At 70.9% G+C, this 25,986-nt stretch carries 25 protein-coding genes and 3 pseudogenes; 16 read left to right on the forward strand and 12 right to left on the reverse strand.

What is annotated here, in order from left to right:
• Nucleotides 1-11 precede the first annotated feature (11 nt).
• Nucleotides 12-428 (forward strand): IS200/IS605 family transposase, encoded by a 417-nt coding sequence (gene tnpA / locus ACLU3S_RS08190; protein WP_413951079.1) that lies wholly within the window; start codon nt 12-14, stop codon nt 426-428.
• 500 nt (nt 429-928) lie between these two features.
• Here tnpA and ACLU3S_RS08195 read toward each other — a convergent pair whose 3' ends face one another.
• The 3 genes and pseudogenes from ACLU3S_RS08195 to ACLU3S_RS08205 form a co-directional block, all read right to left on the reverse strand.
• A complete protein-coding gene (locus ACLU3S_RS08195) occupies nt 929-1,366 on the reverse strand; it encodes a cupin domain-containing protein (RefSeq protein ID WP_413951080.1) in 438 nt (145 codons plus the stop codon).
• 316 nt (nt 1,367-1,682) lie between these two features.
• Nucleotides 1,683-1,961: pseudogene (locus ACLU3S_RS08200) on the reverse strand (hypothetical protein); the annotation flags it as partial.
• Between the two features lie 190 nt (nt 1,962-2,151).
• Nucleotides 2,152-2,706 carry a DinB family protein gene (locus ACLU3S_RS08205; protein WP_413951108.1) on the reverse strand — a complete coding sequence of 185 codons (555 nt, stop codon included), beginning with the start codon at nt 2,704-2,706 and terminating at the stop codon, nt 2,152-2,154.
• Between the two features lie 351 nt (nt 2,707-3,057).
• Here ACLU3S_RS08205 and ACLU3S_RS08210 point away from each other — a divergent pair, with 351 nt between their 5' ends.
• Nucleotides 3,058-3,438, forward strand: a complete 381-nt coding sequence (locus ACLU3S_RS08210) for a peptidoglycan-binding domain-containing protein (protein WP_413951081.1) — start codon at nt 3,058-3,060, stop codon at nt 3,436-3,438.
• A 15-nt stretch (nt 3,439-3,453) separates the two neighbouring features.
• Here ACLU3S_RS08210 and ACLU3S_RS08215 read toward each other — a convergent pair whose 3' ends face one another.
• Together ACLU3S_RS08215 and ACLU3S_RS08220 are read right to left on the reverse strand one after the other, a co-directional pair.
• Nucleotides 3,454-4,020, reverse strand: coding sequence for an SMI1/KNR4 family protein (locus ACLU3S_RS08215; RefSeq protein WP_413951082.1), 567 nt, complete (start codon nt 4,018-4,020; stop codon nt 3,454-3,456).
• A gap of 124 nt (nt 4,021-4,144) precedes the next feature.
• Nucleotides 4,145-5,341 (reverse strand): RNA-guided endonuclease InsQ/TnpB family protein, encoded by a 1,197-nt coding sequence (locus ACLU3S_RS08220; RefSeq protein ID WP_413951083.1) that lies wholly within the window; start codon nt 5,339-5,341, stop codon nt 4,145-4,147.
• A 386-nt stretch (nt 5,342-5,727) separates the two neighbouring features.
• On the opposite strand from ACLU3S_RS08220, the gene ACLU3S_RS08225 reads away from it, so the two are divergent.
• Nucleotides 5,728-6,441, forward strand: a complete 714-nt coding sequence (locus ACLU3S_RS08225) for a VOC family protein (protein ID WP_413951084.1) — start codon at nt 5,728-5,730, stop codon at nt 6,439-6,441.
• Nucleotides 6,442-6,977: 536 nt separating this feature from the next.
• On the opposite strand, the gene ACLU3S_RS08230 is transcribed toward ACLU3S_RS08225, so the two are convergent.
• Complete coding sequence (locus ACLU3S_RS08230) at nt 6,978-7,955, reverse strand: cation diffusion facilitator family transporter (RefSeq protein ID WP_413951085.1); 978 nt, start codon at nt 7,953-7,955, stop codon at nt 6,978-6,980.
• 21 nt (nt 7,956-7,976) lie between these two features.
• Between ACLU3S_RS08230 and ACLU3S_RS08235 the strand changes: the two genes are divergently transcribed.
• From ACLU3S_RS08235 to ACLU3S_RS08245, 3 genes are all read left to right on the forward strand, one after another.
• A complete protein-coding gene (locus tag ACLU3S_RS08235) occupies nt 7,977-8,300 on the forward strand; it encodes a hypothetical protein (RefSeq protein WP_413951086.1) in 324 nt (107 codons plus the stop codon).
• Nucleotides 8,301-8,308: 8 nt separating this feature from the next.
• The gene (locus ACLU3S_RS08240; protein WP_413951087.1) at nt 8,309-8,653 is read left to right on the forward strand and encodes a metalloregulator ArsR/SmtB family transcription factor; all 345 of its coding nucleotides are present in this window, start codon (nt 8,309-8,311) and stop codon (nt 8,651-8,653) included.
• A gap of 180 nt (nt 8,654-8,833) precedes the next feature.
• Nucleotides 8,834-9,787 (forward strand): DUF2690 domain-containing protein, encoded by a 954-nt coding sequence (locus ACLU3S_RS08245; RefSeq protein ID WP_413951088.1) that lies wholly within the window; start codon nt 8,834-8,836, stop codon nt 9,785-9,787.
• Here ACLU3S_RS08245 and ACLU3S_RS08250 read toward each other — a convergent pair.
• Nucleotides 9,771-10,280: a peptidoglycan-binding protein gene (locus tag ACLU3S_RS08250; RefSeq protein WP_413951089.1), complete on the reverse strand. Its 510-nt coding sequence runs from the start codon at nt 10,278-10,280 to the stop codon at nt 9,771-9,773. The genes ACLU3S_RS08245 and ACLU3S_RS08250 overlap by 17 nt on opposite strands.
• Before the next feature lie 121 nt (nt 10,281-10,401).
• Between ACLU3S_RS08250 and ACLU3S_RS08255 the strand changes: the two genes are divergently transcribed.
• From ACLU3S_RS08255 to ACLU3S_RS08275, 5 genes and pseudogenes are all read left to right on the forward strand, one after another.
• Nucleotides 10,402-11,424 (forward strand): DUF2690 domain-containing protein, encoded by a 1,023-nt coding sequence (locus tag ACLU3S_RS08255; protein ID WP_413951090.1) that lies wholly within the window; start codon nt 10,402-10,404, stop codon nt 11,422-11,424.
• A 279-nt stretch (nt 11,425-11,703) separates the two neighbouring features.
• Complete coding sequence (locus ACLU3S_RS08260) at nt 11,704-12,213, forward strand: hypothetical protein (protein WP_413951091.1); 510 nt, start codon at nt 11,704-11,706, stop codon at nt 12,211-12,213.
• A 472-nt stretch (nt 12,214-12,685) separates the two neighbouring features.
• A complete protein-coding gene (locus ACLU3S_RS08265) occupies nt 12,686-12,955 on the forward strand; it encodes a hypothetical protein (RefSeq protein WP_413951092.1) in 270 nt (89 codons plus the stop codon).
• Between the two features lie 319 nt (nt 12,956-13,274).
• Nucleotides 13,275-13,498: pseudogene (locus tag ACLU3S_RS08270) on the forward strand (IS630 family transposase); the annotation flags it as partial.
• 320 nt (nt 13,499-13,818) lie between these two features.
• Nucleotides 13,819-15,807, forward strand: coding sequence for an ATP-binding cassette domain-containing protein (locus ACLU3S_RS08275; RefSeq protein ID WP_413951093.1), 1,989 nt, complete (start codon nt 13,819-13,821; stop codon nt 15,805-15,807).
• Between the two features lie 511 nt (nt 15,808-16,318).
• Here the strand turns inward: ACLU3S_RS08275 and ACLU3S_RS08280 are convergent.
• The 3 genes and pseudogenes from ACLU3S_RS08280 to ACLU3S_RS08290 all read right to left on the reverse strand — a co-directional run bounded on the left by ACLU3S_RS08280 (nt 16,319) and on the right by ACLU3S_RS08290 (nt 19,344).
• The gene (locus tag ACLU3S_RS08280; protein ID WP_413951094.1) at nt 16,319-16,966 is read right to left on the reverse strand and encodes a hypothetical protein; all 648 of its coding nucleotides are present in this window, start codon (nt 16,964-16,966) and stop codon (nt 16,319-16,321) included.
• Nucleotides 16,967-17,771: 805 nt separating this feature from the next.
• Nucleotides 17,772-17,987, reverse strand: a pseudogene (locus ACLU3S_RS08285) (IS5/IS1182 family transposase); the annotation flags it as partial.
• A 1,183-nt stretch (nt 17,988-19,170) separates the two neighbouring features.
• On the reverse strand, nt 19,171-19,344 hold the full coding sequence (locus ACLU3S_RS08290; protein ID WP_413951095.1) for a hypothetical protein: 174 nt from the start codon (nt 19,342-19,344) through the stop codon (nt 19,171-19,173).
• Between the two features lie 108 nt (nt 19,345-19,452).
• Here ACLU3S_RS08290 and ACLU3S_RS08295 point away from each other — a divergent pair, with 108 nt between their 5' ends.
• The 4 genes from ACLU3S_RS08295 (at nt 19,453) to ACLU3S_RS08310 (ending at nt 22,117) form a co-directional block, all read left to right on the forward strand.
• Nucleotides 19,453-20,037 carry an ArsR/SmtB family transcription factor gene (locus ACLU3S_RS08295; protein ID WP_413951096.1) on the forward strand — a complete coding sequence of 195 codons (585 nt, stop codon included), beginning with the start codon at nt 19,453-19,455 and terminating at the stop codon, nt 20,035-20,037.
• Nucleotides 20,038-20,051: 14 nt separating this feature from the next.
• Nucleotides 20,052-20,240: a hypothetical protein gene (locus ACLU3S_RS08300; protein WP_413951097.1), complete on the forward strand. Its 189-nt coding sequence runs from the start codon at nt 20,052-20,054 to the stop codon at nt 20,238-20,240.
• Nucleotides 20,241-20,557: 317 nt separating this feature from the next.
• Nucleotides 20,558-21,496 carry an RNA polymerase subunit sigma-70 gene (locus ACLU3S_RS08305; RefSeq protein WP_413951098.1) on the forward strand — a complete coding sequence of 313 codons (939 nt, stop codon included), beginning with the start codon at nt 20,558-20,560 and terminating at the stop codon, nt 21,494-21,496.
• Between the two features lie 57 nt (nt 21,497-21,553).
• The gene (locus ACLU3S_RS08310) at nt 21,554-22,117 is read left to right on the forward strand and encodes a dihydrofolate reductase family protein (protein WP_413951099.1); all 564 of its coding nucleotides are present in this window, start codon (nt 21,554-21,556) and stop codon (nt 22,115-22,117) included.
• A gap of 293 nt (nt 22,118-22,410) precedes the next feature.
• Here ACLU3S_RS08310 and ACLU3S_RS08315 read toward each other — a convergent pair whose 3' ends face one another.
• Nucleotides 22,411-23,052 (reverse strand): TetR/AcrR family transcriptional regulator, encoded by a 642-nt coding sequence (locus ACLU3S_RS08315; protein ID WP_413951100.1) that lies wholly within the window; start codon nt 23,050-23,052, stop codon nt 22,411-22,413.
• A gap of 164 nt (nt 23,053-23,216) precedes the next feature.
• Between ACLU3S_RS08315 and ACLU3S_RS08320 the strand changes: the two genes are divergently transcribed.
• Nucleotides 23,217-24,179, forward strand: coding sequence for a zinc-binding dehydrogenase (locus ACLU3S_RS08320; protein ID WP_413951101.1), 963 nt, complete (start codon nt 23,217-23,219; stop codon nt 24,177-24,179).
• Nucleotides 24,180-24,590: 411 nt separating this feature from the next.
• Here the strand turns inward: ACLU3S_RS08320 and ACLU3S_RS08325 are convergent, their stop codons facing one another.
• Nucleotides 24,591-24,899, reverse strand: a complete 309-nt coding sequence (locus tag ACLU3S_RS08325; RefSeq protein WP_413951102.1) for a hypothetical protein — start codon at nt 24,897-24,899, stop codon at nt 24,591-24,593.
• Nucleotides 24,900-25,986: the final 1,087 nt, after the last annotated feature.

The raw sequence follows: 25,986 nt of genomic DNA on the forward strand, positions 1-25,986 counted from the left end.
GCAGTTGGTTTATGGGTATCGATGAGAACATTCGCACAGGTCGTCACTGCGTATTCCGGATGCATGTCCACTTGGTTTTCGTGACGAAGTACCGGCACTCCGTCTTCGCCGACCGGCACCTGACGCGCTGCGAGGAGATCATGCGGGCCGTGTGCGAGGACTTCGAGGCCGAGCTGGTCGAGTTCAACGGCGAGGCCAACCACGTCCATCTGCTCGTGAACTTCCCGCCGAAGATCGCCGTGTCCAGGCTGGTGAACTCCCTCAAGGGCGTGTCCTCGCGCAGGCTCCGCCAGGAGTTCCCCGACCTGGTCCGCCACTACTGGCGGGCACAGCGCCTGTGGTCGGGCTCGTACTTCGCCGGATCGGTCGGCGGTGCACCGCTCAGCATCGTGAAGCAGTACATCGAGCAGCAGAACCGACCGCTCTGACCCGGGCTGAGGTGAACAGCGCGGATCCGTGCACACAGCTGAGGTCAGAGCAGTTCTCAGATTCGCTTCACCACCGGGCTGAAGCCCGGTGCACTGCGAATAGACCCGGTAGCCCCTGGAGCTCGTCGGCGGGCGCGCGTGTCCTCGCGGGCGCGCGCTCGGCAGGGACACAGAGGGCCACTGGCCTCGCCCGGCCCGGCTCTACCGCATCCGCGCCGATCTCCGCCCGGGGGGCCGCTCTCCTACGAGATCCGGTGCCGGCATGGCGTGATCGCGACGACCGTGAGCCGTGTCGGCGCGAGCCACAGTGCGCTCTGATCGCTTGTGATGTGACACGCCGCTCGGGTGACGGCGCGGGCGGTGGCGTCACCATGAGCCGGTCCGGGTGGCAGAACGTGTGCGGATTCGTGAGATCGATACAACGGTGAAGCCGCAGGTTGCCGCAAAGCCCCGCACCGGGATCGGTGTCCCGCACTGCGCACCCTTGGTGATCTCGCGTGTCAGCCTTCCGAGGGACGCTGGGCGCGCAGGTGCGCCCGTTCCTTCAGCTCCTCCTCGTCGATCAGCGTGAGCATCGGCTGACCCGGCGCGCACACCATGGTCACCACGAATTTGGTCGGTGCGTCCGACAGGGCGTTGCCGTCCTGGTAGTGGATCACGTCGCCGCCGGGCTCCCAGAACGTCCCACCGGCCTCGACCACACGCTCCGGCTCACCCTCGAGCTCGAACCGGAGTGCACCCTCCATCACGTAACCGAACGCTGGGCCCGAGTGGCGATGCGGAGGGAGCCCGGGGTGACCGGGAGGCCACTCGACGAGGATGGTCATTGCCGAACCACCTTCAGGAAAGAAGGGCGGAGTGACTTCCTGCAGCAGCTTCACTTCCGGCGGCAGGGAGACCTCGTGGGCGCTCCCCTGCTCCGGATCCTTCTCTGGCATGTACCGAACCTTCCGTAAGCCCGCCGACATGGACGAATTCTGCATCGGCTACCGCGTTGTGGACCGGTGTACCGGCCCACTCGTTCGGCGGTGACCAGGCACGTCGTTCCCGGCTCACGAGGACGCGCTTCACGCTGAAGACGAGTCGCATTCCGCATCCGTGACCGGCCGTGTGCCTTCTGCCTCGCCCGAACGGTCTCAAGACCACCCTGCCTGGCGTCGGCGGCCGCCACAATCCGGGAGCCGGCGGCACCGGGACCGCACCGCGCCATGCCGTCGGTGGGCACCCAGCCGCATCAGACAACGTTCGCGCTGGTCACGGCCTGGTGCAGGCGTTCGTCGCGGCATGCTCCGCCAGATGATGCAGCGGGCCGGGAACGGGCTCGCAGGGCTTCCAGAGGGCCGTCGGCGGCCTTGTCGAGCTGGTTGACGACGTCGGGTAGGTGTCGGTGGGACGCCGACGGCTGCGGTGGACGTGGCGGCGCAGGGTGATGGCGGTGCCCATGCCTGCGGCCGCGGCGATGGCGTCCACGGTGGCGTTGGTGGTTTCCAGCAGTTCATGGGCGTGACGGATGCGCCAGGTGTGCAGCCATTGCCGGGATCGGGGGGCTGGCGGTCCTGCCCGCCTGGTGGGCTCTGCGTCAGGTGGCGAACGGGGCCCAGGGGGACTGGCACACCGACACCGCACCGCTGGAGCGGGGTCTATGGCGCCGAGGTCTCCCGGCAGACCCTGTCCACTTCGGCGGCCGACTCTCAGCAGCCCGCCAGTAACCCCACCACCCCAGTTACACCGCTCGTTTGACGACCCCGCATCCGCCGCCGCAGTTCCACCGTGGCACCTCATTTTCGGCGCGCACCCCGGTCCGGCCGTCGACGCCCTCGCGCAGGATGTCGGCGTGCCCGGCATGTCGGATGGTCTCGCCGAGGACATGGACCATGACGGCGAACAGGTTCGTGTTCAAACAAGGCTCCGACCACCAGGGCACGTGGCCGGGGGCATCGAGGGGAAGCTCGTTGATCGTCGCGTCCGAGTGTCGCCACGTGCGCCGGTAGAACCCGATGATCTGGTCGCGGGTCTCGTTCCCGGCCGCCCAGTGATCGCTGTCGTCGGAGTCCTGCCACCGGCACAGCGGTTCCGCGAAAGGGCGGTCGAAGACCTCACCGAAGTATCTGGCCTCGACCGTGGCCACGTGTTTGACCAGGCCGAGGAGGTTGGTCCCGGTCGCTGTCAGAGGCCGGCGCGCGTCGTATTCGGACAAGCCGTCGAGTTTCCAGAGCAGCGCCTCACGATCCCGCCGCAGTCTCTTGTGCAGGTTGTCCCTCGCGAACTCGTCGATCATGCGGCACGAGCCTGCCATGGGCTGCTCATGGTCTCAAGATCGTGTATGCGGTCCGCAGCGGCCGGCGCAGCCGTGGTCACGCCCTCCGGCAGGCCGCCGATGCGGGAGTCGCCCCTGATCTGGTTCAGGTGCTTGTGGGTCTGCGGCTTCGGCTGTTCTCCCGAAGCCGGCGCGAAGTGGCTCTGCAAGAGCGGCCGTACCGGCGGGGTGGGGTGTTGTGCGCTGGGCGATACGGGTGTGCTCTTATGCGCCCCCTTCGGTGTACGCCTGTGCGGCCGGGTGCGCGGATAGCTTCGTTGCCGGGTATCCCCATGGCGGGCCGGGCCCGCCGGGCTGGAAAGGAGTGCTGACTTGCTGAAGCGTGCGTTGCCGGTGGCCGCGGTTGCCGTGCTGGCCGGGGCTGTGGTGCCGGTCGGTCTGGCGGGTGAGGCCTTCGCGGCTGAGGCCGGGGCGGGGGTGTGCAAGTCGTCGGTGGACGGCACGTACTGCGGCTACTACTCGGGGGCGGCGTACACCGATCGCGGCGATGCGGGGGCCAGGGTGAAGGAGATCCAGGCGCTGCTGATCCATCACCACGGCTACTCGGTGGGCCCCAAGGGTGTGGACGGCTACTTCGGGGCGGGAACGGAGTCGGCGGTGAAGCGGCTCCAGAGAGCCTGTGGGTTGAAGGCCGACGGCAAGGTGGGCGCGAAGACGTGGGCGTGCCTGCGTGGGGAGCCGGTGGATCACTGAGACCGCGTGTGAGGTCTACTGGGATGTCAGCCATGCGGTGTACCAGTCGCGGAAGTCCGGTCCCGGCGTCAGTCCGCCCCAGGAGCGGTCGTCGAGCCACACGTGTCCGGCCTTGCTTCCCGTAATGACCAGGCGAGAGAAGGCGCCGCAGCCGGCCTCGCCGAGGACCAGCGTCCCCGCGACCGAGTAGTCGGCGTTGCCTGCCCTGCCCGGCCCCGGCCGGTCCGTGGTGTGCGGGAAGGGGGTGGCCAGGAAGCCCGCGTGCAAACACTCTGCCCGAAGGTCGTGCAGGGCCTCTTCGTCGTCTGCTTCCTCTGCCAGGTGAAGGAGCCCGTAGTCCGGTCCCGCTCCGCCGCCGGCGACCGTGCTCAAAAAGCCTCGGTAGGACGCGGGAAGCGTGATGCCGTGTATCTGCTCGAAGGAGCGGATCGCCTCCTCCGCCAGGGGCGGGTGAAACCGGTACCCGTGGTGAGAGGCGCCGAAGCGGCGGTGCTCAGGATCCTCCCGGGCCATCGCGGCAACACGCGAGCGCACCGAGGCGCCGTTCCACGTTCCGCTCGGGGCGGCAGCGTCACTGGGCACGCCCGAACCGTACCCTCGCCCGGCCGCACCCGGACCAAGGGCTTCGGGCGTGGTCATGTGGCGGGGCCACCGCGGGTGAGTCGGCGGACCTTGACTTCCTCCCCCTCCTGAAGGAGGGAGATTCCTACGGCTCGCGCCGTAGGGGTTTCTGCTTCATCGCCGACTGCCCGCCCGGAGTACTCCGTTGAGGTCTTACACCGGCTCCACAGACAGACGCCGTCAGTCCGACGGCCAGGATGTTCTTCGCCGCGTTCACGTCCCGGTCGTGGGTCGTCCCGCAGTCGCACGTCCACTCACGGACGTTCAGCGGCATCTTGTCCTGCAAGGTGCCGCAGGTCGAGCACAGCTTGGAGGATGGGAACCACCGGTCGATCGCGATCACTTCGCGGCCGTACCACTGGGCCTTGTACTCCAGCATGCTCCGGAATTCCGACCAGGCCGCGTCACTGATGGCGCGGGCCAGGCTGCCGTTCTTCACCATGTTCCGGACGGCGAGGTCCTCGATCACGATCGTTTGGTTTTCACGAACGAGCCGAGTGGTGAGCTTGTGCAGGTGGTCACGCCTGCGGTCGGTGATGCGGGCGTAGACCTTGGCGACCTTCCGGCGCGCCTTGGCCCGGTTCGCTCCCTCGCCCCTGCCTTTACGGGCAAGCCGACGCTGCGCCTTGGCCAGACGGGCGCGGTCGCGCCGCTCGTGCCGGGGGTTGGCAACCTTCTCGCCGGTCGAGAGGGTCAGAAGGCGGTCGAGCCCGACGTCGATGCCGACGGCCGCGCCGGTAGCGGGGAGCGGCTTCACGGACGGGTCCTCGACCAGCAGGGACACGTACCAGCGTCCGGCCGCATCCTGGGACACGGTCACCGTGGACGGCCACGCCCCCTCGGGCAGCGGACGGGACCACACGATGTCGAGCGGCTCCGCCATCTTCGCCAGGGTGAGGTTCCCGTCCCGGAACCGGAACGCGCTGGTGGTGTACTCCGCCGACTTCCGCGACTTCTTCCGCGACTTGAAGCGCGGGTACTTCGCCCGCTTGCCGAAGAAGCTGTTGAACGCCGTCTGGAGATGCCTCAGCGCCTGCTGGAGCGGGACGCAGGACACCTCGTTGAGGTACGCGAGTTCCTCGGTCTTCTTCCAGGCCGTCAGCATCGCCGACGTGGCGTTGTAGTTCACCCGCTCCTGCCGCGTCCACGCTTCGGTGCGCGCGGCCAGGGCCAGGTTGTAGACCTTCCGCACGCAGCCGAACGTGCGCGACAGTTCAGCTGCCTGCGCATCGGTCGGATAGAAGCGGTACTTGAAAGCCCGCTTCACGTGGATGGTCTTCACGGCTCACATGCTATGCCATCAGTTTGTGACGGAATGCGGGCGGTTGGGAGGGGAAGCCGGCCCCCCCTGGCGGCGAACCGGCCTCCCCTGCCCCGCTATGCGGGAGCCTCGTTTCCTCCCCGGCCTGAAGACCGGGGTATCCACGAAGGAGAGCGCCGATGACGCCGATCAGTGCCCATCGGATCATGGTCTGCGATCGCGCCGGGCCGGCCTCGTCATCCCGGGTGAATCGCAGCCCATACACCGAAGGGCGTGGGCTGCGGTTTGGCGGCTGCACAATACTCGGATGCAACTGAGGCCGGCCCGCCCATAGGATCCTCGTTCGAGGTACTGGCATGGTGCCCCGCCGGCAGCGGGCACTCGATGGACCCGGGGTGCGTGACGCCATGAGCAGCCGACTCTTCGCCATCGCCTTCGACGCGCACCAGCCTGAGCGCCTGGCGCAGTTCTGGGCGGGTGTGCTGGGCCTGGAGAGAGCCGACGACGGTGACGACGGCGTCGCCCTGCTGTCCGGGAATGACGCCGGCTACCGCCTCAGCTTTTGTCCCTCCCCCGTGCGGAAGACCGGCCAGAACCGGCTCCACTTCGACCTTGCCTCCTCCAGCCTGGAGGACCAGCAGGAGACCGTGGCCCGGGCCCTCGGCCTCGGCGCGCGGCACTGCGACGTCGGCCAGGGGCCGGACGCGTCCCATGTGGTGCTCGCCGACCCTGAGGGCAACGAGTTCTGTGTCATCGCGCCGGGCAACAATTTCCTGGCCGGCTGCGGCCTCATCGGAGCGCTCGCCTGCGATGGTTCGCGCACCGTGGGCCACTTCTGGAGCAAGGCGCTGGGCTGGCCGCTGGTCTGGGACCAGGACGAGGAGACCGCCATCCAGTCACCGAACGGCGGCACGAAGATCACGTGGGGTGGTCCGCCGCTCATGCCCGACCCTGGCAAGGACCTGCATTTCCACCTCGTGCCGGACGGCGATCAGCAAGCGGAGGTCGAGCGTCTGCTCTGTCTCGGGGCGAAGCGTGTCGGCTCCGCCCGCGGCGGGAACGGCGCGGTGCTGCTGGCCGACCCCGACGGCAACGAGTTCCGCGTGCTCACGCGCCGGTGACGACAGTGGCGCCCGCGTAAACCGGGGCAGCGGTCGCGGCCCGAGCGGCTGCGGCCGGCACGGCAGTGGTGGTCTTCTGACGCCCGCTCAACCTGCAGATGACCCGATGGCCTTACCGCGGCCTGCGGGTGATCACGCCGCGGACCGCTTCCGCGGCGGTCTCGTCGAGCAGCCGGCGCTCCGGCGCCGGGGCCGGGTCCTGGCTCATCGCACGGTCTCCTGACACGGGTGTCGGCTCTCCCCCTCCACGGTGTCCGCCGCGGCGGCTGCCAGGAGCCCCCTCGCGGTCATCCATCGTAAAACCCCCGAGTCTTTGGGCGGCGAACCGATGGACAAGTAGCTCAGGGCCTGTGGCGAACCCGACCGCGGCGGCCGGGGCGCCCTATGTAGCCGGATACGGGCCGGTGATGGCGCGGGCGCCCTCTTGGACACAGTCCGCGAGCATGCCGGCCACGCCGAAGGCCGGCACGGACCGCAGGGGAGCGCGCCGGTCCGGCGCGGCCGGGGACGCCTCCTGCCGTTCCCGGGCGTCGTCTTCATCGGGTGTGGTGGGCGAGTGCCGCGTGGGGGTCGGCACTGTCGGCAGGGGCGTGCGGGTCGGTGTGCACGGTGGCGGCGGTCAGCCGGGGCACGGCGTGGATGAGGGCGTGTTCGGCCTCGACGGCGATGGCGTGGGCCTGGGCGACGCTGAGCCGGGGGTCGACGACGATGTCGGTCTCGGCACGCAGGGCGTGGCCGACCCAGCGCATGCGCACGCAGCCGACGTGCTCGACGCCCTCGACGTCGTGCAGGGCCCGCTCCGCGGTCTCGACCAGGCCGGGGTCGACGCAGTCCATGAGACGCCGGTAGACCTCGCGGGCCGCGTCCTTGAGCACCATGAGGATCGCGGCGGTGATCAGGAGTCCGACGACCGGGTCGGCCCAGTGCCCGCCGAGAGCGGCGCCGCCGGCGCCGAGGAGGACGGCCAGGGAGGTGAAGCCGTCCGTGCGGGCGTGCAGGCCGTCGGCGACCAGCGCCGCGGAGCCGATCCTGCGGCCGGTGCGGATGCGGTGGCGGGCCACCCACTCGTTGCCGATGAAGCCGGCCAGCGCGGCGATCGCCACGGCCCACAGGTGGCTGATGCCGCGGGGGTGGAGCAGGCGGTCGACGGCCTCGTAGGCGGCCAACGCGGAGGAAGCGGCGATGGTCAGCACGATGGCGATGCCGGCCAGGTCCTCGGCGCGGCCGTAGCCGTAGGTGTACCGGCGGTTGGCCACCCGCCGCCCGAGAACGAAGGCAATGCCGAGGGGTACGGCGGTCAGGGCGTCCGCCGCGTTGTGGATCGTGTCGCCCAGCAGCGCCACCGACCCGGATATCGCCACGATCACCGCCTGGACCACGGTGGTCGCCCCGAGGATGCCCAGCGACAGCCACAGCGTGCGCATGCCCTCCCGGGAGGTCTCCATCGCGGAGTCGACCTTGTCCATCGCCTCGTGGCTGTGCGGGGTGACCAGGTGAGCGAGTTGGTGCCGCATCCGGGCCCAGCGTCCGCCTCCATGAGCATGGTCGTGGTCATGGCCATGGCCATGGTCATGGTCATGGAGATGGCCGTGCTCGTGGACATGGCCCTGCTCGTGGACATGGCCGTGGTCTGGGACATGGCCGTGGTCGTGGGGATGGCCGTGGTCGTGGGGATGGCCGTGGTCATCGTGGACGTGCAGCCGGCCGTGGGCGTCTTCGCCGTGCGCAGGGTGGAGGTCGGCGTGCTGTCGACCGTGCGGGTCGCGGGGCTGTTCGCTCACGGGGTGCACCTTTCACGGACGCGGTGGGCCGGCCAGGGGTGGACGCCGGTGCCGCTGCCCTCCATTATGTGCGTATGAACGCACGCATGCATCTGTCAGGTGCGCACGGCTCGCAACAGCCACAGGAGGGTGAACGCGTCGCTGTGGCCGTGGAGGTTCTCGGCCTGCTCGCCGACCGCACGCGCCTGGCCCTGCTGCGGCGTCTGGGCGAGGGAGAGGCCGATGTCACGACCCTGACCGCAGCGGCCGATGCGACGCGGACCTCGGTCAGCCAGCATCTGGCACGGCTGCGCCTGGCCGGGCTCGTCACCACGCGCAAGGAGGGGCGCCGGGTCGTCTACGGCCTGCGCCACGGACACCTGCGCCGCCTGGTCGACGAGGCGCTGAACGTCGCCGACCACCAGATCGGCCACCTGCCGCCCCACGACTGACGGCCCAGTGCGCACGGGATCGCCGGCCGGCAACGGTGCGTCACCGGGGGCGCCCGGTGCCGGCCCCTCGTTGGCCTGGCCGGCGGCGCGGCCGGCCAGGCCAACAGGATGAGGGCCCCGACTTTGCGGGGTTGCCAGGACGGGCGGGACAGTCGGTACGCGGAGGAAGGGGACACCGTTGTGGGACGTTGGCGGCTGCTGCCGGGCGACCTGCCGGCGGAGGCGGTCCGCCTGGTGCGCGAACTGCGCCAGTACGTGGACCGGTCCGAGCTGAACACCGCGGCCCTCGCCGCCAGGACCGGATACAGCCGCAGTTCCTGGCTGCACTACCTCAACGGCCGCCGGCTGCCGCCCTGGCAGGCGGTCGCGGGCCTGGGACGGCTGGTGTACGCCGACCCCGGGTACCTGCGCGTTCTGTGGGAGTCGGCAGCCCACGCCTGGCCGCGCACCAGGCGGCCGCCCGCCGCTTCCGGTACGCCGGGGCCCGCCCGGGTCCCGGACACCGGTGCGCCGTCGGCGGCGGACGCGCCGCCGGCCCCCTCCGATGTGGCGGGGCGCTCCCACGTCGCGGACGATTCAACGCCATCGGCCCCCTCCTTCATGGGCCGGATGCCTGGTCGTTCGGGGGCCCTGACCGCTGTCGCCGCGGTCTGCGCGCTGCTGGCCGCCGTGCTGCTCGCCCGTCCCTGGGACAGCGGGCCGGACACCGGGCGCCCGCCGGACGGCGCTCCCCCCGGGGCGCCCGCCTGGCCCTGGCCGCTGCACGACGCGCCGGACAAGGTGGCCGCGGCGTGCCGGGCGGGCGGATGCCGCGGCCTGGACCCGTACCGCGAGAAGTGCGACAACGACGCGGTCGCCGTCCACCGGCTGCGCGCATACGGCCATGTGCTGACGCTCCAGTACAGCCCCGCCTGCCGGGCGAGCTGGGCGCAGATCGACACCCCGGAGGCGACGGCCGGGCTTCGGATCTCCACGACCGGCGGCGATGAGCAGCCGGCCGTGGCGGGCGGCGCGTACACGGCCATGGTGGGCAGCGGGCCGGGCGCGGCGCGCGCCACGGTCGTCGTGCGTGGCCGCCAGTTGGGCGTGGCCCAGTACGACAGCTGGGTCGACGACATCACCGGCAGCGGGTGAGCGTGACGGCGTTTGTCCGCAGCCGGTGGAAACGCCCGCCGTCGTACACCTCGTACGCGCCGCCGGCGTCCAGGCGCAGTGCCAGAGCGTGGCGTTCGCCCATGTAGGCCGTCCACCGGCCGGCGGGGACGAGGCGCCGCGCGGCGACGCCCCAGGTGGCCGGGCCGACGATCCCGTCCGGGTCCAGGTGGTGGTTGCTCTGCCAGACGCGGGTGGCGGTGACGGTCGCCTCGTCGTAGGTGCACGTGACGGACGAGAGAGCCGTGTATCCGTCGGCCCACAGCACGCTCTGCCACAGGGCGACCAGGTCGCTTGGCCGGGTGCTCCCGGCCACGAGCTCGGCGGCGACGGGCATGTCACCGGCAGCGAGTACACCTGTACGGCCGCCGCCGAACCCGTGGTGCTGCGGGCCCCCGGCGCCCGTGCACGCCGCCCCCAGCAGCAGCACGGACAGCGCGACGCGTATCAGCCGCTGCGGCCGTCGCATCGTCATGGCGTCACTCCGTTTCCTTCCGGGGCCGGTTGTGCCAAATCAGCGCTACCCGCTGGGCGTCGATGGATACGCTGGCAATCATCGTGGTCAACGGAATGCCAGGGGGCCGGCGGAGGGACGCGTGAGCGAACAGAAGCCGTTGCCCGGGGGTCTTGCCTCGGACGTCCGGCATCTGGTCATCGAGCTGCGGGCGTTGAAGGACCGTGCCGGGCTGTCCCTGGCCGCCCTCGCCCACCGGTCCCCGTACAGCAAGTCCTCCTGGGAACGCTATCTCAACGGCAAGGCGATGCCGCCGCAGCACGCGGTGGCCTGTCTGGGCAAGCTTGCCGACGCCGATCCGGCCCGGCTCATGGCACTGTGGGACCTGGCGAACACCGCCTGGCACGGCGGTGAGGCGCGCGAGGAGGGCACCCCGCAGGGCGGGCGCCCAGACGGGCGCCCAGACGAGCGTCGCGACGGATACCAGGACGGGCGCCACGGCACGGACCGCGCCCGGCAGCCCGCGCCAGGGCCCGCGTCCGCCTCGCCGGCGGATCCGCCGCCGCAGCAGGAACAGCCCGCCGGCGGCCGCTTCGGCGGCCGGCCGCTGATGTGGCCGGCCGTGGTGGTCGCCCTGGCCGTGGCCGCGGTCTCGGCCGCCGCCCTGTCCGGCGCGCCCGCCCGGAACTTTGGCCGGCCCGCCGGGAACGACGGCGCGCCGGCCACCGGCACGTCGAGCAGGCAGATCGACGTCATGTGCTTCGCGGAGGGCTGCCAGGGCAAGGACCCCAAGGAGGCGGGCTGCGGCGACGTGTGGACGTCCGCCAAGACGAGGATCGACGGGGTGTACGTGGAACTGCGCTACAGCGATGCCTGCAAGGCCGCATGGTCCCGCATCAGTTGGGGCCGCCCCGGCGACATCGCCCGGGTCGTCGGCGCGGACGGCCGGTCGTACGAGAGGAAGGTCCGCTACGACACCGACACGTTCAGTGCGATGGTCGCGGCCCCCAGCCCGTCGGCGGCAAGGGCCTGTGTCGTCCTGACCTCCGGGGTCCACGGCTGCACCGGCTGGGGCGGCGTCAACCACCTCGTCGAGGCCCCGAACCCGCCCGCCTCGACGACACCGCGCGAGAACCCTCCGGCGACCGCCTCGACGTCACGGTGACACGGTGACACGGAAACGGTCACGCCGTCGCACGCAACCCTCGATACGCCCCCGACGGCCGGCCGGCACCTCGCACCGCCGCATCGGCCGCCGCCTCGCAGTGCCGTTGCGCATCTGATCGCGCACGCATCTTTACGACTGCCGAGGGCCCCCGGCCCTAATCCATCTGGGCTGAGCACGCCGGCGGCAGGCGTCCCGGACGGGACTCGGCAGACGCCGCGTCCTTGCAGGTCAGCACTGAAGACGTCCCGGATGTGCGTACCTTGCCTGGACTGCATCGTGGCCGGGACGCCGCGGCTGCACCATGAGAACGGCCCGGGCACCAGCCCAGGCGTACAGGCAGTCCCTTTGCAGGAGTTGATGATGCGTCTGTTCAAGAAGGCTGTTGTCGCCCACGTCGTTCTTCTCACGAGCACTGCGGTGGCGCTGGTGGCCGCCCAGCCGGCGTCGGCATCGACGGACGACAGCTTCTCGGTCGACACCGGTTCCTCGCCGTCGTGTGCTCGCTACGGATCGGCGGCGTACATCGACTACGGCGAATACGGTGACGACTACGTCGGGGTCTACGACGCGTGCAAGGACGGCGTCGGAGTCAAGGCGTGGGTGTGGATCAACGGTGTGCTGAAGGGTGCCCAGCGCAACGGCAGCGGCTTCAACACCGAGGTGTACTTCGACATCCCGAACGTGACCGCGCATGATCGGGTGGGCATCAAGGTCTGCGCACAGAACGGTCCCAGCGGCACACCGTTCGCCTGCGGCTCCAGGACCGAAGAGAGCCACGACGGCTGATCTCGATGCGATGCTGCCGCACCCGAAGCAGCATGCGCCGGGCGAGACCGCCGGTCCCCCGCACCCGTGCGTGCGCCGGCATGACGACAGCCGGCGCCGCGGTTGAGACGCCCTCGGTGACGGGTGCCGGATGTCGTCCTCGATGCCCTGCCGGCCGGCGCCCAGGTCCTTGGCGAGCGCCGGCCGATGGCTGAAGCAGCGCTGTGGACGAGTCGTTGCGGGTCACGTCCGCCTGCTCCTGTGCCAAGCGGCTGCTGCGCGGTGGACCGGCTGCTCAGCGGCTGGGTGAGCGTCACGGCACAAGGCCCGGTACACGACATCGGAGAGCCTGCGCTGGAGGGCGCGGATCGCTTCGGTGCTCGTGCCGCCGGCGTCTCCTGCCTGGCACGCGAGCCGGGCAGGATCCTCGACGCCCCGGTCGCGCAGCCGAAGTGGGTAATCGACGGAAACTGCAACTCCACCTTGTCTGGCCGTGCTTGCGCCGGTCCTTCTGCTCGTCCGGCTCTACCACGCCCTCGGCGTAGGCGGCCTCGTGCTCGGCGTCATCCTGGTCGCGGCCGCCACGCTCGTGGACCTGCGTGTACGCCGCGCGGTCGTCTGCCGGCGCAGCGGCGGCTGCACCCCAACGGAGCCGGCCCGGCTCGATGACCAGGACATGGCGGTGGCGACCGCGCGGATGCCGCGGCGTGACGGCTGGAACGTGGTCGATCTGAGCCGGAGGAAGGGACAACCGCGCCTGTAGGCCCGGAAGAACGCCGCGGACGCGAACTCGACGTCGTGATCCGCCCAGTCGGGACGGCCGGCGTGGGCCAAGGGCGAGAGCGAGCCCCTCCCAACGAGCCTTGAACCCTCTCACCGAAGTCTGGTGGCGGGCGTCCATCTCATCGATGCTTGGCCAAAGTACGCCGCGGAAAAGACGCGTTGACGAGCCGGAGGGGTAATGGCGTCGATCGCTCTGTACCACCCGTGGATGCACTTCCAGGACAGCGACTGGCTCAAGCTCGCGCTGCTGATCGTCTGAACCACCGCACCACCCTGTGCCAGACCGAGGGTGCTGCTGCCGAGCCTGTGCCGAGCACCTCTATGGCATCGTCGACGGCGAGGTCGTCCCCGAGAACGGCGAGCCCGAAGTCATCGTCAGTATCGGCGAGTTCGGCCCGCCCAACCCGCAACCCCACCCCGGACGCCAGTGGGCTGAGCACGGTGGCAACGGCAAGGACCCCGATCGCGAGCCGAGGCCGCCCCGCCGGTCACCTGCACCCGCCCGCGCGGGGTCCGGCACCTCCGTGGCACGGCGTGGTCGCCCCGGCCCCTGCGCCGCCAAGGGTCGATGCAGCCCCCACGTTCCGGCGCGCGCTCGGTTCCCGGGCTGCCGATACGACTGAAACACATGTGTTCGACATTCCGGCGGGCTCGTTGAGCCGGGAAAGTAGTCGCACGACCGTCGAGGGGGACCATGGTGAGTCCGGCGAAGACCCAACGACACACGAGTGTCTGCAACGTGGCGCAGGCCGCGGAGTGCTCCCGCAGTACGGACACCGTGGCGGGGCGGCCGGCCGGGCCGGCTGTCCGGGCGCTGACCCGGCCGGGGCCGGGGGGCGCCTGGTGAAAAGGTTGTTCGGGCGGGTGCGGATGGCCGAGCCGGAGGTCTCCGACGCCGAGCGGGAGCTCTTCGGCGGTCCGTTGCGCTACGACCTGGGCTGGTCGGAACACGAGCGGGCCCGGCTGGACCTGACGATGCTGTCGGCGCTGCGCTCGATGCCGAGGCTGGTCGGGGCGACGCTGCGGATGGCGTGGCAGGCGGACCGGCGCGCGCTGTGCACGGTCGCCGTCAGCGAGGTGGGGCAGGGGGTGGCCGCGGCGGTCGGGCTGCTGGCGGTCAATGCGGTCATGCACGCGCTGCTCGGGTCGGGCACTGCCGGGCAGCGGTTGCACGCGGTGCTGCCGGGCTTGTTCGCGGCCGCCGCCGCGGCTGTGGTGAACTCGGGCCTGGCCGGGTGGTCCACTTCGCGGGCGGGCCGGCTGGAGCCGCTGGTCGAGCGGATCGCCACGACCCAGTACCTGGCCGCCGCGGCGTCGGTGGAGCTGGAGGCCATCGAGGACCCGGAGTTCCGGCGGCTGATCGACGTCGCCCAGTACGGCGCCGGCTCCGCCCGCCGCATGATCGGCGCCTGCGTGTCCGCGCTGAACGGGACCATCTCCCTGATCTCCACGGCCGGCGTCCTCACCCTCCTGCACCCCCTCCTGCTGCCGATGCTGGTCCTGATCGCGGCGCCGCGCGGCTGGGGCGCGATGCGGGTGGCGCAGGAACGGTACGTGTCGGTGATGACCTGGGTCGAACACGTGCGCGCCAGCCGCCTGATCGGCAACCTGCTCACCGAGCGCAGTGCCGCGCAGGAGGTGCGCATCCATGCCGTCGGGCCGTTCCTGCTCAGCCGCTACGAGCGGATGGCCCAGAGCGCGGAGGCCGAGCAGGAGCGGCTGGCGTCCGGCAAGGCCGTCACCGAGTGGCTGGCGGCCGCGCTGTCCGGGCTGGCCATGGCGGCGACGTACGCGGCGATGTTCTGGCTGATCACCAGCGGGCACATGAGTCTGGCCGTGGCCGGGACCGCCGTCATCGCCGTCCGCTCCGGCTCGGCCGGCCTGGGCGCGCTGGTGATGAACATCAACCAGCTGCACGAGGAGTCCCTCTACGTCCGCGACCACGCCCGCTTCCTGGGCGAGGCGGCGCAGCGCACCATCTGCGCGGGAGGAGAACCGGTTCCCGCACGGGTGCGGCAGGTCGTCCTCGACCAGGTCGGCTACCGCTACCCCGACCGGGACACCCCCGCCCTGGACGGCGTGTCCCTCACGCTGCCCATGGGCACGGTCACCGCCGTCGTCGGCGAGAACGGCTCCGGCAAGAGCACCCTGATGAAGGTGGTGTCGGGCCTGCTGCTGCCGCACAGCGGGACGGTGCGCTGGGGGGAGGCCGACCTTGCCCGCCTGGACCGCTTCCAGGTGTTCGACCGCGTCACCCTGCTCACCCAGGACTTCCAACGCTGGCCCGTCACCGCGGCGTTGAACATCCGCATCGGCCGGCCCGCCCAGAAAGCCGGCCCCGGCAATTTGCAGCCGTCCGTCGACTACGCGGGAGCCGGGCCCATCGTCGAGAAACTCCCCCACGGCCTGCACAGCCTGCTGGCCCGCATGTTCCGCGGTGCCAGCGAACTCTCCGGCGGCGAATGGCAGAAGATCGGCCTGGCCCGCACCCACTGGCGCAGCACCACCTCGGACGCCGACGGTGTGCTCATCGTGGACGAGCCCACCTCCGCCCTCGACCCGCAGGCCGAGATCGCCGCCTTCGACCGCATCCGCCGCCTGGCCGCCCCGAACCGGGCCGTCGTCCTGGTCACCCACCGCATGTCCGGCGTCCGCCACGCCGACCGCATCCACGTCCTGCACCACGGACGGCTCGTCGAACACGGCAGCCACGACGAACTCATGGCCGCCAACGGGCACTACGCCGCCATGTTCAACGCCCAGGCCGCCCAGTACACCACCGCCGGGACCATCCCCCGCCCCAGCGCCCCCACCCTCACCGACCCCGTATGACCCCGCCCGAAAAGATCCGGCGTGACGACTCCCCCGCCCCGCCGTCCAGGATCACGACGGCGAGCCGAGGTGGACGCGCGCAGGAACGTGCCCCGTGCCGGCGCGGCACGCACCCCGCCCAACAGGCGCGGCAGGCCACCGTGGCGCAGCACGTCCAGGTCGTCGACGGTGTCCGCCCCGGTGGCCATCCCGCCCGTGACCGGCGGCGCCTTCGCGTCGGCGGCCGTACCGGCCCCGTTCTGCGGACCGGTCAGGCGGGCCTTCTCGGCGGTCAGAGCGGGCAGGTGGCACCGCTCGGCCGGCCGGATGGCGGGAGCGAGTCCCGCGTGCGCGATCGGATCGGGACTGTCGAACGCGGCGAACAGCGCCGTCGGGGTGGGGCAGGCTTTTCCTTGCGAGGTGTTTTGCTTCGTGGGACCGGTGTGGGGGCAGGAACTCCCCTCGTCCCAGGTCAGCAGGCGCCTCTGGCTATGTCGCCGTCCCCGGCCCGGCCCTCAGATCCGGGCTCAGGTCAGGACCCGTCCACACGAAGGCCCTGGATGGTCTTGTTCACCGCTTTAGGGCTCTTGACGTTGTTGTTGAGGCTGATGTTGTCGTAAACCGGGAAGATCCCGCTCAGGCTGATCGGCAGGATCGACCCGCCGCCCCCGCCGCCGCTGCCGCAGTCCCCGCCGGTGATGGCGGTGGGGTCACTGGCACTGCCTGCTGGAGAGCCCCCCACATAGAGCCTGGCGACGTTGGTGACGGAACACGGAGCGTCGGCGGCGACGGCGACGGTCACGAAGATCTGGAAGCCCTGGCCAGGTTCCTGCTGGCTGCCGCCACAGTCAACGGTGGCTCCGCCGTCGAGAAGGAAACAGGAAACAGGGTTGCCGGTGCCTCCGAGCGGCCCTCCTTCCGCCTGTACGGCGGTGAGTCCCGCCGGAAGCGTGTCCCGCACAGCCGTTCCGGCGGGCAATGTCTCATCGCCGGTGTTCTTGACGGTGATGATGTAGACACCCTGGCCGCCTCGGGCGAAGGTCCCCGAATGGGTCTTCGTGATCTCGTAGTGGGATTGAGCAGAGGCGGGGGTGGCTCCCACGGCAACGGGTAGAGCGACGGTCAGCCCCAAGACGGTGCTGAGGACGGACGTCCGTCGTGACAGAGCTTTCGCGGCCATGCGTGCCTCCTGACGATTCGTTTCCCGTGAGTTCCGCCGGCGTGCAGCGGGGGCGCGGGCCACCACGGATCGTTCAGGAGGCAAGGACGCGCGGCAGGACCGGTCGCGGCTGCGTCGGCTGTATCACCCGGTTGCCCCCTCAGCGGCCACCCGTTCGCCAGACAAGATCGACGCCGCTGCCGTCCTGTCTGCCGGCACGCCACCCCAGGTTGACGAACCGCTCTCCGCAGCGCTCGCTCCCGTCGAACTCTCCGCTCCACGCCTGTGGACCTTCACGTATTTCCCCGGGGCTGAGCTCACGTGATTCCCCAGCCCCGGGGTGCCGGTCGCGTCTACGTGACCGACGGTTTGGCGGGCTTGCCGGAAGGGTTCTTGGACCGTTTGTTCGGACGGTAGCTGGGGCCGTTCATGATGACTGGCGGCTGGTGTTGATGAGCCGGTCGTGGAGGGATTCGGCGACAACGGGGTTGGGGAAGAGCGGATACCAGTCGCTGGGCGCCCGGTTGCCCGTGATGATCAGGGACCGGCCCTGCCGTTCGCTGACCAGCTCGTGACTCCACCCACGCGTAAACGCGCGGGTTTCCTGCGTTGGTGGCTAAGCCGCCGCGCAGAGGACCAGCCCGGCCCTATCGGAGATGTTCGAGGCGCCGACGTGGTCCGCGTTCGCGGTGAACCCACACGTGCGGCGTGTGTCTAACAGGGAGGTCGCGCCGTGGCCGAGGCGAACAGCGCAGATCCGTGCACACAGCCGAGGTCAGAGCGGGTCAAAGAAGCAATTCCCCCACCGGCTAAAGCCGGTGGTCCCCAGCGGAGCGAGCTGCCGCAGTGTCGGATTGGTTCGCCAGTAAGCGACGACAAGCCGCACACGATCCTCCAGCAGCAGGCCCCATGGCCGTCCCTTGCGTGCCTGGGCTGCCTCCTCCTTCCGCAGAGCGGTGACGAGCGTGCCGAACTGCTGCGGGCTCAGCCCGGTGAACGGGCCGATCCAACGAGGTTCCGATGCCGTGATCACACCAGTCATGGCGAGATCATCTCCCGGGCCTGGAAAGTCGTGTGGAGCTACGAGATCTCGGGGTACTGGGGGCGCTTTCGCTTGAGCTTGGCCAGTCACTGAGATCGATGCCGGTGGCCTTGGCGTACTGCCTGGCCCAGTCGGCAACGGCCTGCCGGAAGAGGTAGTCGGGGCGACGGGGCACCGGTTCATCGCCGCGGTTTCGCAGCTTGGCGACAGCCGCCCGCTCCAGATCCTGGTCACCGCACTGACGAGCCAGAAGGATGGCCTTCGTAAGCCGTCCCGGCTCATTGTTGGCCGGTGTGAACGACCAGACCCCGCCCCGCTGGACGTGGGTGTCCGCCAGGAGCAGCAGCCCCAGGTCATGAAAGTCGCGGACGAAGTGCAGGGAGGCCAGCCCGTAGCGAGTGACGCCGGCGGCGATCTCGGGGGCGAGCGGGGCGCTGCCTGTCGGCCAGGGATAGCAGGCGGCAGAAGGGATGCTGGACGGACTTGCGTCGCCGGTTGGCGTGGGGGGGCGATCCCAATGCCCACCCCACCGAAGCCGTCCATCCGATCGCGAAGATCGATGTAGTCCGTGTGGACACTCCAGCCGAAGGCCGACCGGTCGGAGCGGTCCTTCCAGATCGAAAGCGTGGTGCACGGGCTTCCCCGGACGAACGTCAGCTGGCCGCCATCGATGCTGGCAGGAGCCGTTCCGAGCAGCTCGACGAACTGATCGGCCATCCTTCTGCCGTCCAGGGGCGCGTCACGACGGCATGGTAGGGGGCCTTCCCCCGCGAAGGCGTGTCCACCTTCGCGGGGGAAGGCCCCTGGAGGAAGTCGAGGCGGCCGAGTTCGCCGCCGTGGCCTGGGCGAGGCGGGCGTCGAGGGTCTCCGGCCCCGGACAGCCGCAGGGACTTGAGTGACTCGCGCAGGGCGGTGTCCATCACGCTCATCGTGCCGCCACCTCGTCTTCGCCGTGGACCTGGTGACCTGCGAGCGGCTCACCTCGTCGGGCAGTGCGGCGTGCACCCAGCGGCAAAACGAGGAGATCGACACCTTCAGTTTGTGCTCGTCCGGCAGCCGCTGGTGGATCGTGGCGACTGCCGCCGTCCCGAGCAGTCCTTGATGCGGTTGCGGTGTTCGCCGATATCGGACCAGGTGACGTGCCGAAGTCTCCTGTCGACGAGGCGGGGGAACCACCCTGCGATCAGCCTGCCCAGTCGGCCTCGCTCATCGGCGGCCCGCCCGGGGTGATCCCGGATGCCTGCGCCGGGGCCAGGTACTTCCTGACCGTCTTGCGGTCCACCCCCAGCGACGCGGCCGGTGCGCTCTTTGAGCGGCCCGCGTACCAGTGGACGTAGATCTCGGTGACGTCGACCACGACGCACGCTGGTGACTGCGACGCCATCCTGTGCGACGCAGTCACACCAAAGCCTTTGATACAAAGATTCCGTTGCAAACTTTCCTTTGCATCGCTATCTTTGTAGGCATGAACGAGCCCCAGGACTCACGCGTCCGCAATCTCGATGCCCGATCCCTGCGTGGGCTCGCGCACCCACTGCGCATGAAGCTGCTGGACGCCCTGCGCTTCGGCGGCCCGGCCACCGCGTCTCAACTCGCAGAAAAGCTGGGCGAGTCGAGCGGTGCGACCAGCTACCACCTGCGGCAGCTCGCCGTTCACGGCTTCATCGAGGACGTCCCCGAGCGCGGCAAGGGCCGGGAGCGGTGGTGGAAGGCGGTCCACAAGGGCCTGCGCTTCGACGACGCGCTGCTCACGGACGCCAGCCCGGACGTACGAGGGGCCGCCGACATGTACCTCCACGAGGTCGCCACCACCCAGACCCGGGACTTGTCGACCTGGCTCGGCAACCGCCAGGAATGGCCGGAGGAATGGAACCGCACCTGGGACATGAGCAGCGCGACACTGCGGCTGACGCCCGAACTGACCCGGGAACTCGTCGAGAAGATGCACGCGCTCGTCGATGCCTACCGCGACCGGGCCGCCGACGAGGACGACGCCCACACCGCCCAGGTACGCATCCACACACACGCGTTCCCCCTCGCCACGGACTGAGAGGCCACGGCCCGATGCACCCCGAGACCCACCTCGCCCTGCACCACGTCCGCGCCGCCGAACTCCGCGCCGAAGCCGACGCGTACCGTCTCACCGCAGCGGCTCAGCACCCCCGGGACCTCCGTACCCGTCTCGGCTGGACGCTCGTAGAACTCGGCCTGCGGCTGGCGGCCGCCCCCAAGACGGCAGCCGCCGTTCCTTAGCGCCATTCGCGAGTGCCGCCCCCGTGGGGAAACGTGACCCCAGGGATGGGGAATTGACGGACGCCGAACCCGCTCGTCATCCCGCGGCGGCCGGACCCTGGGCACGAACCGTTCCTCGCATACTCCGCACTCCACGAAGTTCGTGACATCAACCAGTGCAGGTTCGGTGGTGACGGTCCGTCAAGTCGGCGGGGGCGCAGCAGCCGTGCCGGAGCAACCGGCCTGGGGACGCTGTGCGGGAGCTGCCGCGAAGCCCTGGGCCGGTCTTGCTGGGATTCCTCTGCGGGGGTGTACATGCGGTGCAGCATGATGAGCCCATGGACTTCGACCGGTACCGGGGTGAGCTGGTGGCGTTCTGCTACCGGATGCTGGGGTCGGTGCACGAGGCCGAGGATCTGGTCCAGGAGACGCTGCTGCGTGCCTGGAAGGCCCGTGACCGCTACGATCCGGCGCGCGCGTCGGTGCGGACCTGGCTGTACCGGATCGCGGCCCATGTGTGCCTGACCGCGCTGGAGGGGCGCGGGCGGCGTCCGCTCCCGTCCGGGCTGGGGGTGCCCAGCGGCGACGTTCAGGCGCCGTTGACGCCGGCGCTGGATGTGCCCTGGCTTCAGCCGTTCCCGGATGCGCGGTTCGATGTGGAGGTCAGGGCCGATCTGCGGCTGGCGTGGGTGGCGGCGGTGCAGGTCCTGCCGGCGCGGCAGCGGGCGGTGCTGGTGCTGCGCGAGGTGCTGGCGTTCAGCGCCGCCGAGGTCGCCGAGCAGTTGCAGACCACGGTCGCGGCGGTCAACAGCGCGTTGCAGCGCGCCCGTGCCGCCCTCGCCGACGTGGGCGATGCCCATGCGGTCACCGAGCCGGACGACCCCAAGGTGCGGGCGGTCGTTCAGCGGTACATGCGGGCGTTCGAGGCCGCGGACGTGCCCGCGCTGGTGCGGCTGCTGGCCGACGACGCGGTGCTGGAGATGCCGCCGGTGCCGCTGTGGTACCGGGGCAGCCGTAACTACGGCCGGTTTTTGCAGCGGGTGTTCACGATGCGCGGCACGGGCTGGCGCATGCGCGAGGCCCGCGCGGGCGGGCAGCCGGCGCTGGCCGCGTACGCGCCGCAGCCCGGCGGCGGGTGCCGGCTGCACAGCCTGCAGGTGTTCACCGTCACCGGCGCCCGCATCGCGCGCACCGTGGTGTTCACCGATCCAAGCGTCCTGGACGTCTTCGAGCTGCCGGGCGAGATTCCCGCAGACGGGTTTGCGCGGGTGCGATGAGTCGGGGCGGTGCGGCCGGTAGGTACCGGTGAGCACCGAAGCGAAGGGGATCTCATCGTGAGCGTCGTCGTCATCGAGTTCATCACCCTGGACGGGATCGTGTCCGACCCGGACGGGTCCGCCGGCACGCCGCACGGCGGCTGGGCGTTCCGGCACGGCCCGCAGGCGGTCGCCGGGGACAAGTTCCGGCTCGGCCGCACCCTGGACGAGGGAGTGCTGCTGCTCGGACGTGTCACCTGGCAGCTGTTCTCGCGGCTGTGGCCGGGCCGCGACGACCCGTTCGCCGCGCGGATGAACGCCGTGCCGAAGCTGGTCGTCTCGCGCACCCTGACCCGCACCGGCACGTCGGCGTGGGCGAATTCCCGCCTGCTCGAGGGCGACCTGGTCGACGCCGTCAGGCGCGAGCGGCGGGACGTGGTCGTCACCGGGAGCCTGAGCGTGGTGGACCGGCTGATGGCCGCGGACCTCATCGACGAGTACCGGCTGCTGACCTTCCCCACCCTCCTCGGCACCGGCCGGCGCCTCTTTTCCGCCGACACCCCTCACACCGAGCTGGAGTGCCTGGCCGCCGAGCAGGTCGGTGCCGCCGTCCTCGCCCGCTACCGCAGGGCCGCACGATGACCGCCCCCCCTTTCACCGGCCTGCAGGAGCCACGCGCCGCCGTTGCGGCATTGGGCCGGCACTCCTGCGGCGTCCACGCCCCCGCGCCCGCGGCCCGCCGCCTGCCGGGGGCTGCGCCGCCGCACGACCGGGTGCGGCCTGGCCGCTGTTGGCGGCCTGCCGTACTGCCGGGCCGGCGAGCCGGAGCGGGACTCGATGGACGAGAAAGCACAGGGAGCCCGTCCCGGCCGGCTGCGGCAGGGGCCTCGGCGAGGCTGTTCCTCCAGGCGCTGACGAACTTCCAGGTGAGGGATCTACAGCGCGCCGGGCGGGTGGGTGCGCTGCAGGAGTGGGGCCGGCGGCAGCGGGGCAGGCGCTGCCGTCCTCGGTGCGGCGCGCAGCGCCTCGATCATGTAGGCGGCGAAGCGGCGGGAGGCCGTGACCCGGGCGGTGCGCGGCATGTCGTGCAGGCCTCGGTGGGCCGTGAGCATGAGGATCAGGTCGTCGATGACGAAGTCGGGGCGCAGGTGGCCGCTGTTTTGGGCGCGGCGGGCCAGTTCGCCGACCGCGCGCAGCGTCTGCTCCCGGTCGGCGGCGAAGTCCATGGCCTCGGGGAAGGCCGTCATGAAGGCGTCGGCGAATCCCCGGCTGTGTGCGTGGAGTTCGCAGATCTGCTCGACCATGCTTTGGAATCCGTGCCAGGGGTCCGGGTCCGCAAGGGCGTCGCGGACGGCGATCCGGCAGGCCCGCCGCTGTTCGGCGAAGGTCTGCGCGATCAGTGCCTGCTTGGTCGGGAAGTGCCGGTAGAGCGTGGCGGCGCCGACGCCGGCGTGCCGGGCGACCTCGCGCATGGGTGCGCCCAGGCCCTGCTCGCCGAACACCGTGCGGCCAGCGTCCAGGATGCGGGCCCGGTTGTCACGGGCGTCGGCGCGCATCTGAGGCAATGGGTCGGTCATCGTTTCTCACTTTAGCCAACCGGACGGGGGTGTCCGTTACGGTCCGGTGCAGGTGCTGCGGCCCCTTTCCCGCGCCCGGCCGGTGATGCCCGGCTGTCGGGGCAGGCCCGGCGGGAGGGCCGCGGCAGCTGTGATCCGTGTCTTCGCCGGCTCGAGGAGGACAGATGAAAGCCGTCGTGATCAGGAGGTTCGGCGACCCCGATGGTCTGGAGGTCGTCGATGTGCCCGTGCCCGTTCCCGGCCCGGGGCAGGTGCAGATCGCCACGGAGGCGATCGGGGTGGGCGGCGTGGACGCCGTGATCCGCCGGGGAGCGCTTGGCGCCTACGGCTTCAGGGAGGGCCATCTCCTGGGCAGCGAGGTCGCGGGAAGGGTCGCGGCGGTGGGAGAGGGCGTGGACGCCTCGTGGCTCGGGCGGCGGGTGTGGGCGTTCACCGGACTGTCCGGCGGGTATGCCGAGAGGGCCGTCGCCGCGGTCGAGGACGTCCTTGCGCTGCCCGACGATCTGAGCGGCGCCGACGCGGTGACGCTCGGCGGCTCCGGCGTGGTCGCCCACTTCGCGCTGGAACGGGCCCGCTTCGGCCCCGGACAGACGGTGCTGGTGCGCGGTGCGGCGGGCAGTATCGGGATCACGGCGGTCCAGCTCGCAGCCAGGCGGGGTGCGGGCGCGGTGGCGGTCACCACCTCGTCGGAAAAACGGGGCGCCCGCCTGCGGGACCTGGGCGCCACCCATGTCCTTGACCGCGCCGGCGAGGGCGGCCCGGACACATTGGCCGGCTTCGATGTGGTGATCGATGCCGTCGCAGGTCCCCTGCTTCCCCGTTTCCTGGACAAGCTGAACGCCAACGGGCGGTTCGTGGTGGTCGGTGTGGTCGGCGGGCCGCCGCCGGCGGACTTCGGCATGCGGCTGATGGGTGCCTTCCGCAGGTCGTTGTCGTTCGCCACGTTCAGCGCCGACACCGTGCCCGCCGCCGACCGGCAGGCCGTGCGGGCGTCCCAGTTCGCCGACGCCACGCGCGGGGACCTGCGCACGGTCGTGCACGCGGTGCTGCCTTTGGACCGGGCGGCGCTGGCCCACCGCCAGATGGACGCGGGGCAGGTGTTCGGCAGGGTTGTGCTGGCGCCCTGACCCGGGCGGGGACAACGTTCGCGGCCCGGGTGCCGTCCGTGGTCAGCCCGGCGGCGCCGGTACCCGCCGGACACGGCAAACGCGCAGAGTGCTCCGGTCCGTGTGCTGCTGCCGGTGCCGGGCTGGATACGCGGGCGGGGCGGGCGGCCGTATTGCCGTACACGTGCGCGGGGCAATCGCACGATGGAGCGGCCGAGGGGGACTGCCCGGCAGCGGGGACGAAGCCGATCTCCGCGCGGCAGTCTCACCGGCGTCAACGGCCCACCGGCGCCCGCACGGTGACGGCACGTTTGCGGCGCTGCCGCTTCGGGCGTGCTCCCGCCCCGCCGCAACGCCTGCCGACAACGCCTGCCGCCCGCGGTCAGCGGTGCTGACAGCGGGCGGCGTGCATGTCGTCCGGGCTGAACGACGTCAGTCGCAGTCCCAGTAGGACAGACGGTAGTGGTAGCCGTACCTGTACCGGTCCCAGCCGCCGTAGCGGTCGTCGCGGCAGTGGCCGCGGTGACGCCAGCGGTCGTAGCGGCCGCCGTCGCAGTACCGCCCCCGGTCGCGGTCGTGGCGGTAGCCGTAGGCGTGGTGGTTGCCGTAGGCGTGGTGGTTGCCCGGGTGGACCGAGGACGCCACCGCCGCCGGGGCAGCGGATGCCTCCATCGACAGAGGCGCCATGACAGCGCCGGCCGCCAAAAGCGTGCCCGCAACTGCCTTAGCAATCATCTTCACCTGATCTCCTTTCAAACATCAGGGCCGGGTCTCGCCCTGGTGCGTTCTGACGCTACATCAAATAAACCGCGATTCGTCGCGAGCCGGCCCTTTCGTGAATTCTCCGGCCCTCCGGGAGGGATGGTGAAAACGGCAGTTCAGCGGCGTTTCCGCTCGCTTCGAGGACATCTGTGCCGCATCCGGAAAAGGCATCCGACCAGGTGAACTTCCAGACGGTGCGGGCCGGTTGGCGAGCGTGCGACGAATTGAGCCCGCCCGTGTGAATACGCCGCATTAAATGCCCTGTGTTTTTCGGAGTCGCGCGGCGAGAAAAGGTGCGGCGGCCCGGCGGCGGTGCCGGCGGGGAGCATTTCTGTGCTGCCCCGGATTTCATGGAGTGCATTTCTCGCCGGAAGATGCCTGCCGGCCTGTCCGCGCGGAAGGACACGCCGGGCTCCGCGCGTGTCGCCCTTGTGCCGGCTGCGCGGCGCGCCGGCCGGGGCGAGACCCGCCCGGCCCGCCGCGCCGCGCGTCGTGCTCTTCAGGTGCGGGGTGCGGCTTACCGCCGGGAGCAGCCGGCGTGATCGCTGCTGACGGCGGCGCCTGGGGCGGTGCGGGCGGCTGGGCCGCATCGGGGAGAGGCCCTCGCGGGGGTGGCAGGGCGGGGCCGCCTGCTCGGCCGGCCGGCCCGGTGCGGTGCCGTCCGTCCCGGCAACCGCCCGCCTGCGTCCTGGGCTTTGGCCATGCCCTGGGGTCGGGGCGGATGCCGGTGATGTCACAGCCGGGCCGGGCCGTCTCGTCCTTGGTGCGAGGCCGAGGCGACATCAGGGACGTTGACTGCTCCCCTCCCTGAAGGGGGAGGGGATTCCTGGCTCAGGCTGCCTCCCGGAGCAGCGCTCCGGGAGGTCTTGCGCCCTCGACACCAGCCGGGTCCAGACCTGCCCGGAGGAGCATCACGTGAGGCCGGGCAGCGGGGTGAGGCCGAGGAGGCCGGGCTGTGCTCCGCGGCCTCACCGGCCGGACCCGCCTGGGCCACGGCCGTGCTGCCGGCGGTGGTCACACGTGTCTCGGGTCGGCGTGCCGCGTCCGGCAGGTGTGCGCCGCGGGG

The sequence above is a fragment of the Streptomyces sp. AF1A genome (assembly GCF_047340315.1).
Lineage (GTDB): Bacteria > Actinomycetota > Actinomycetes > Streptomycetales > Streptomycetaceae > Streptomyces.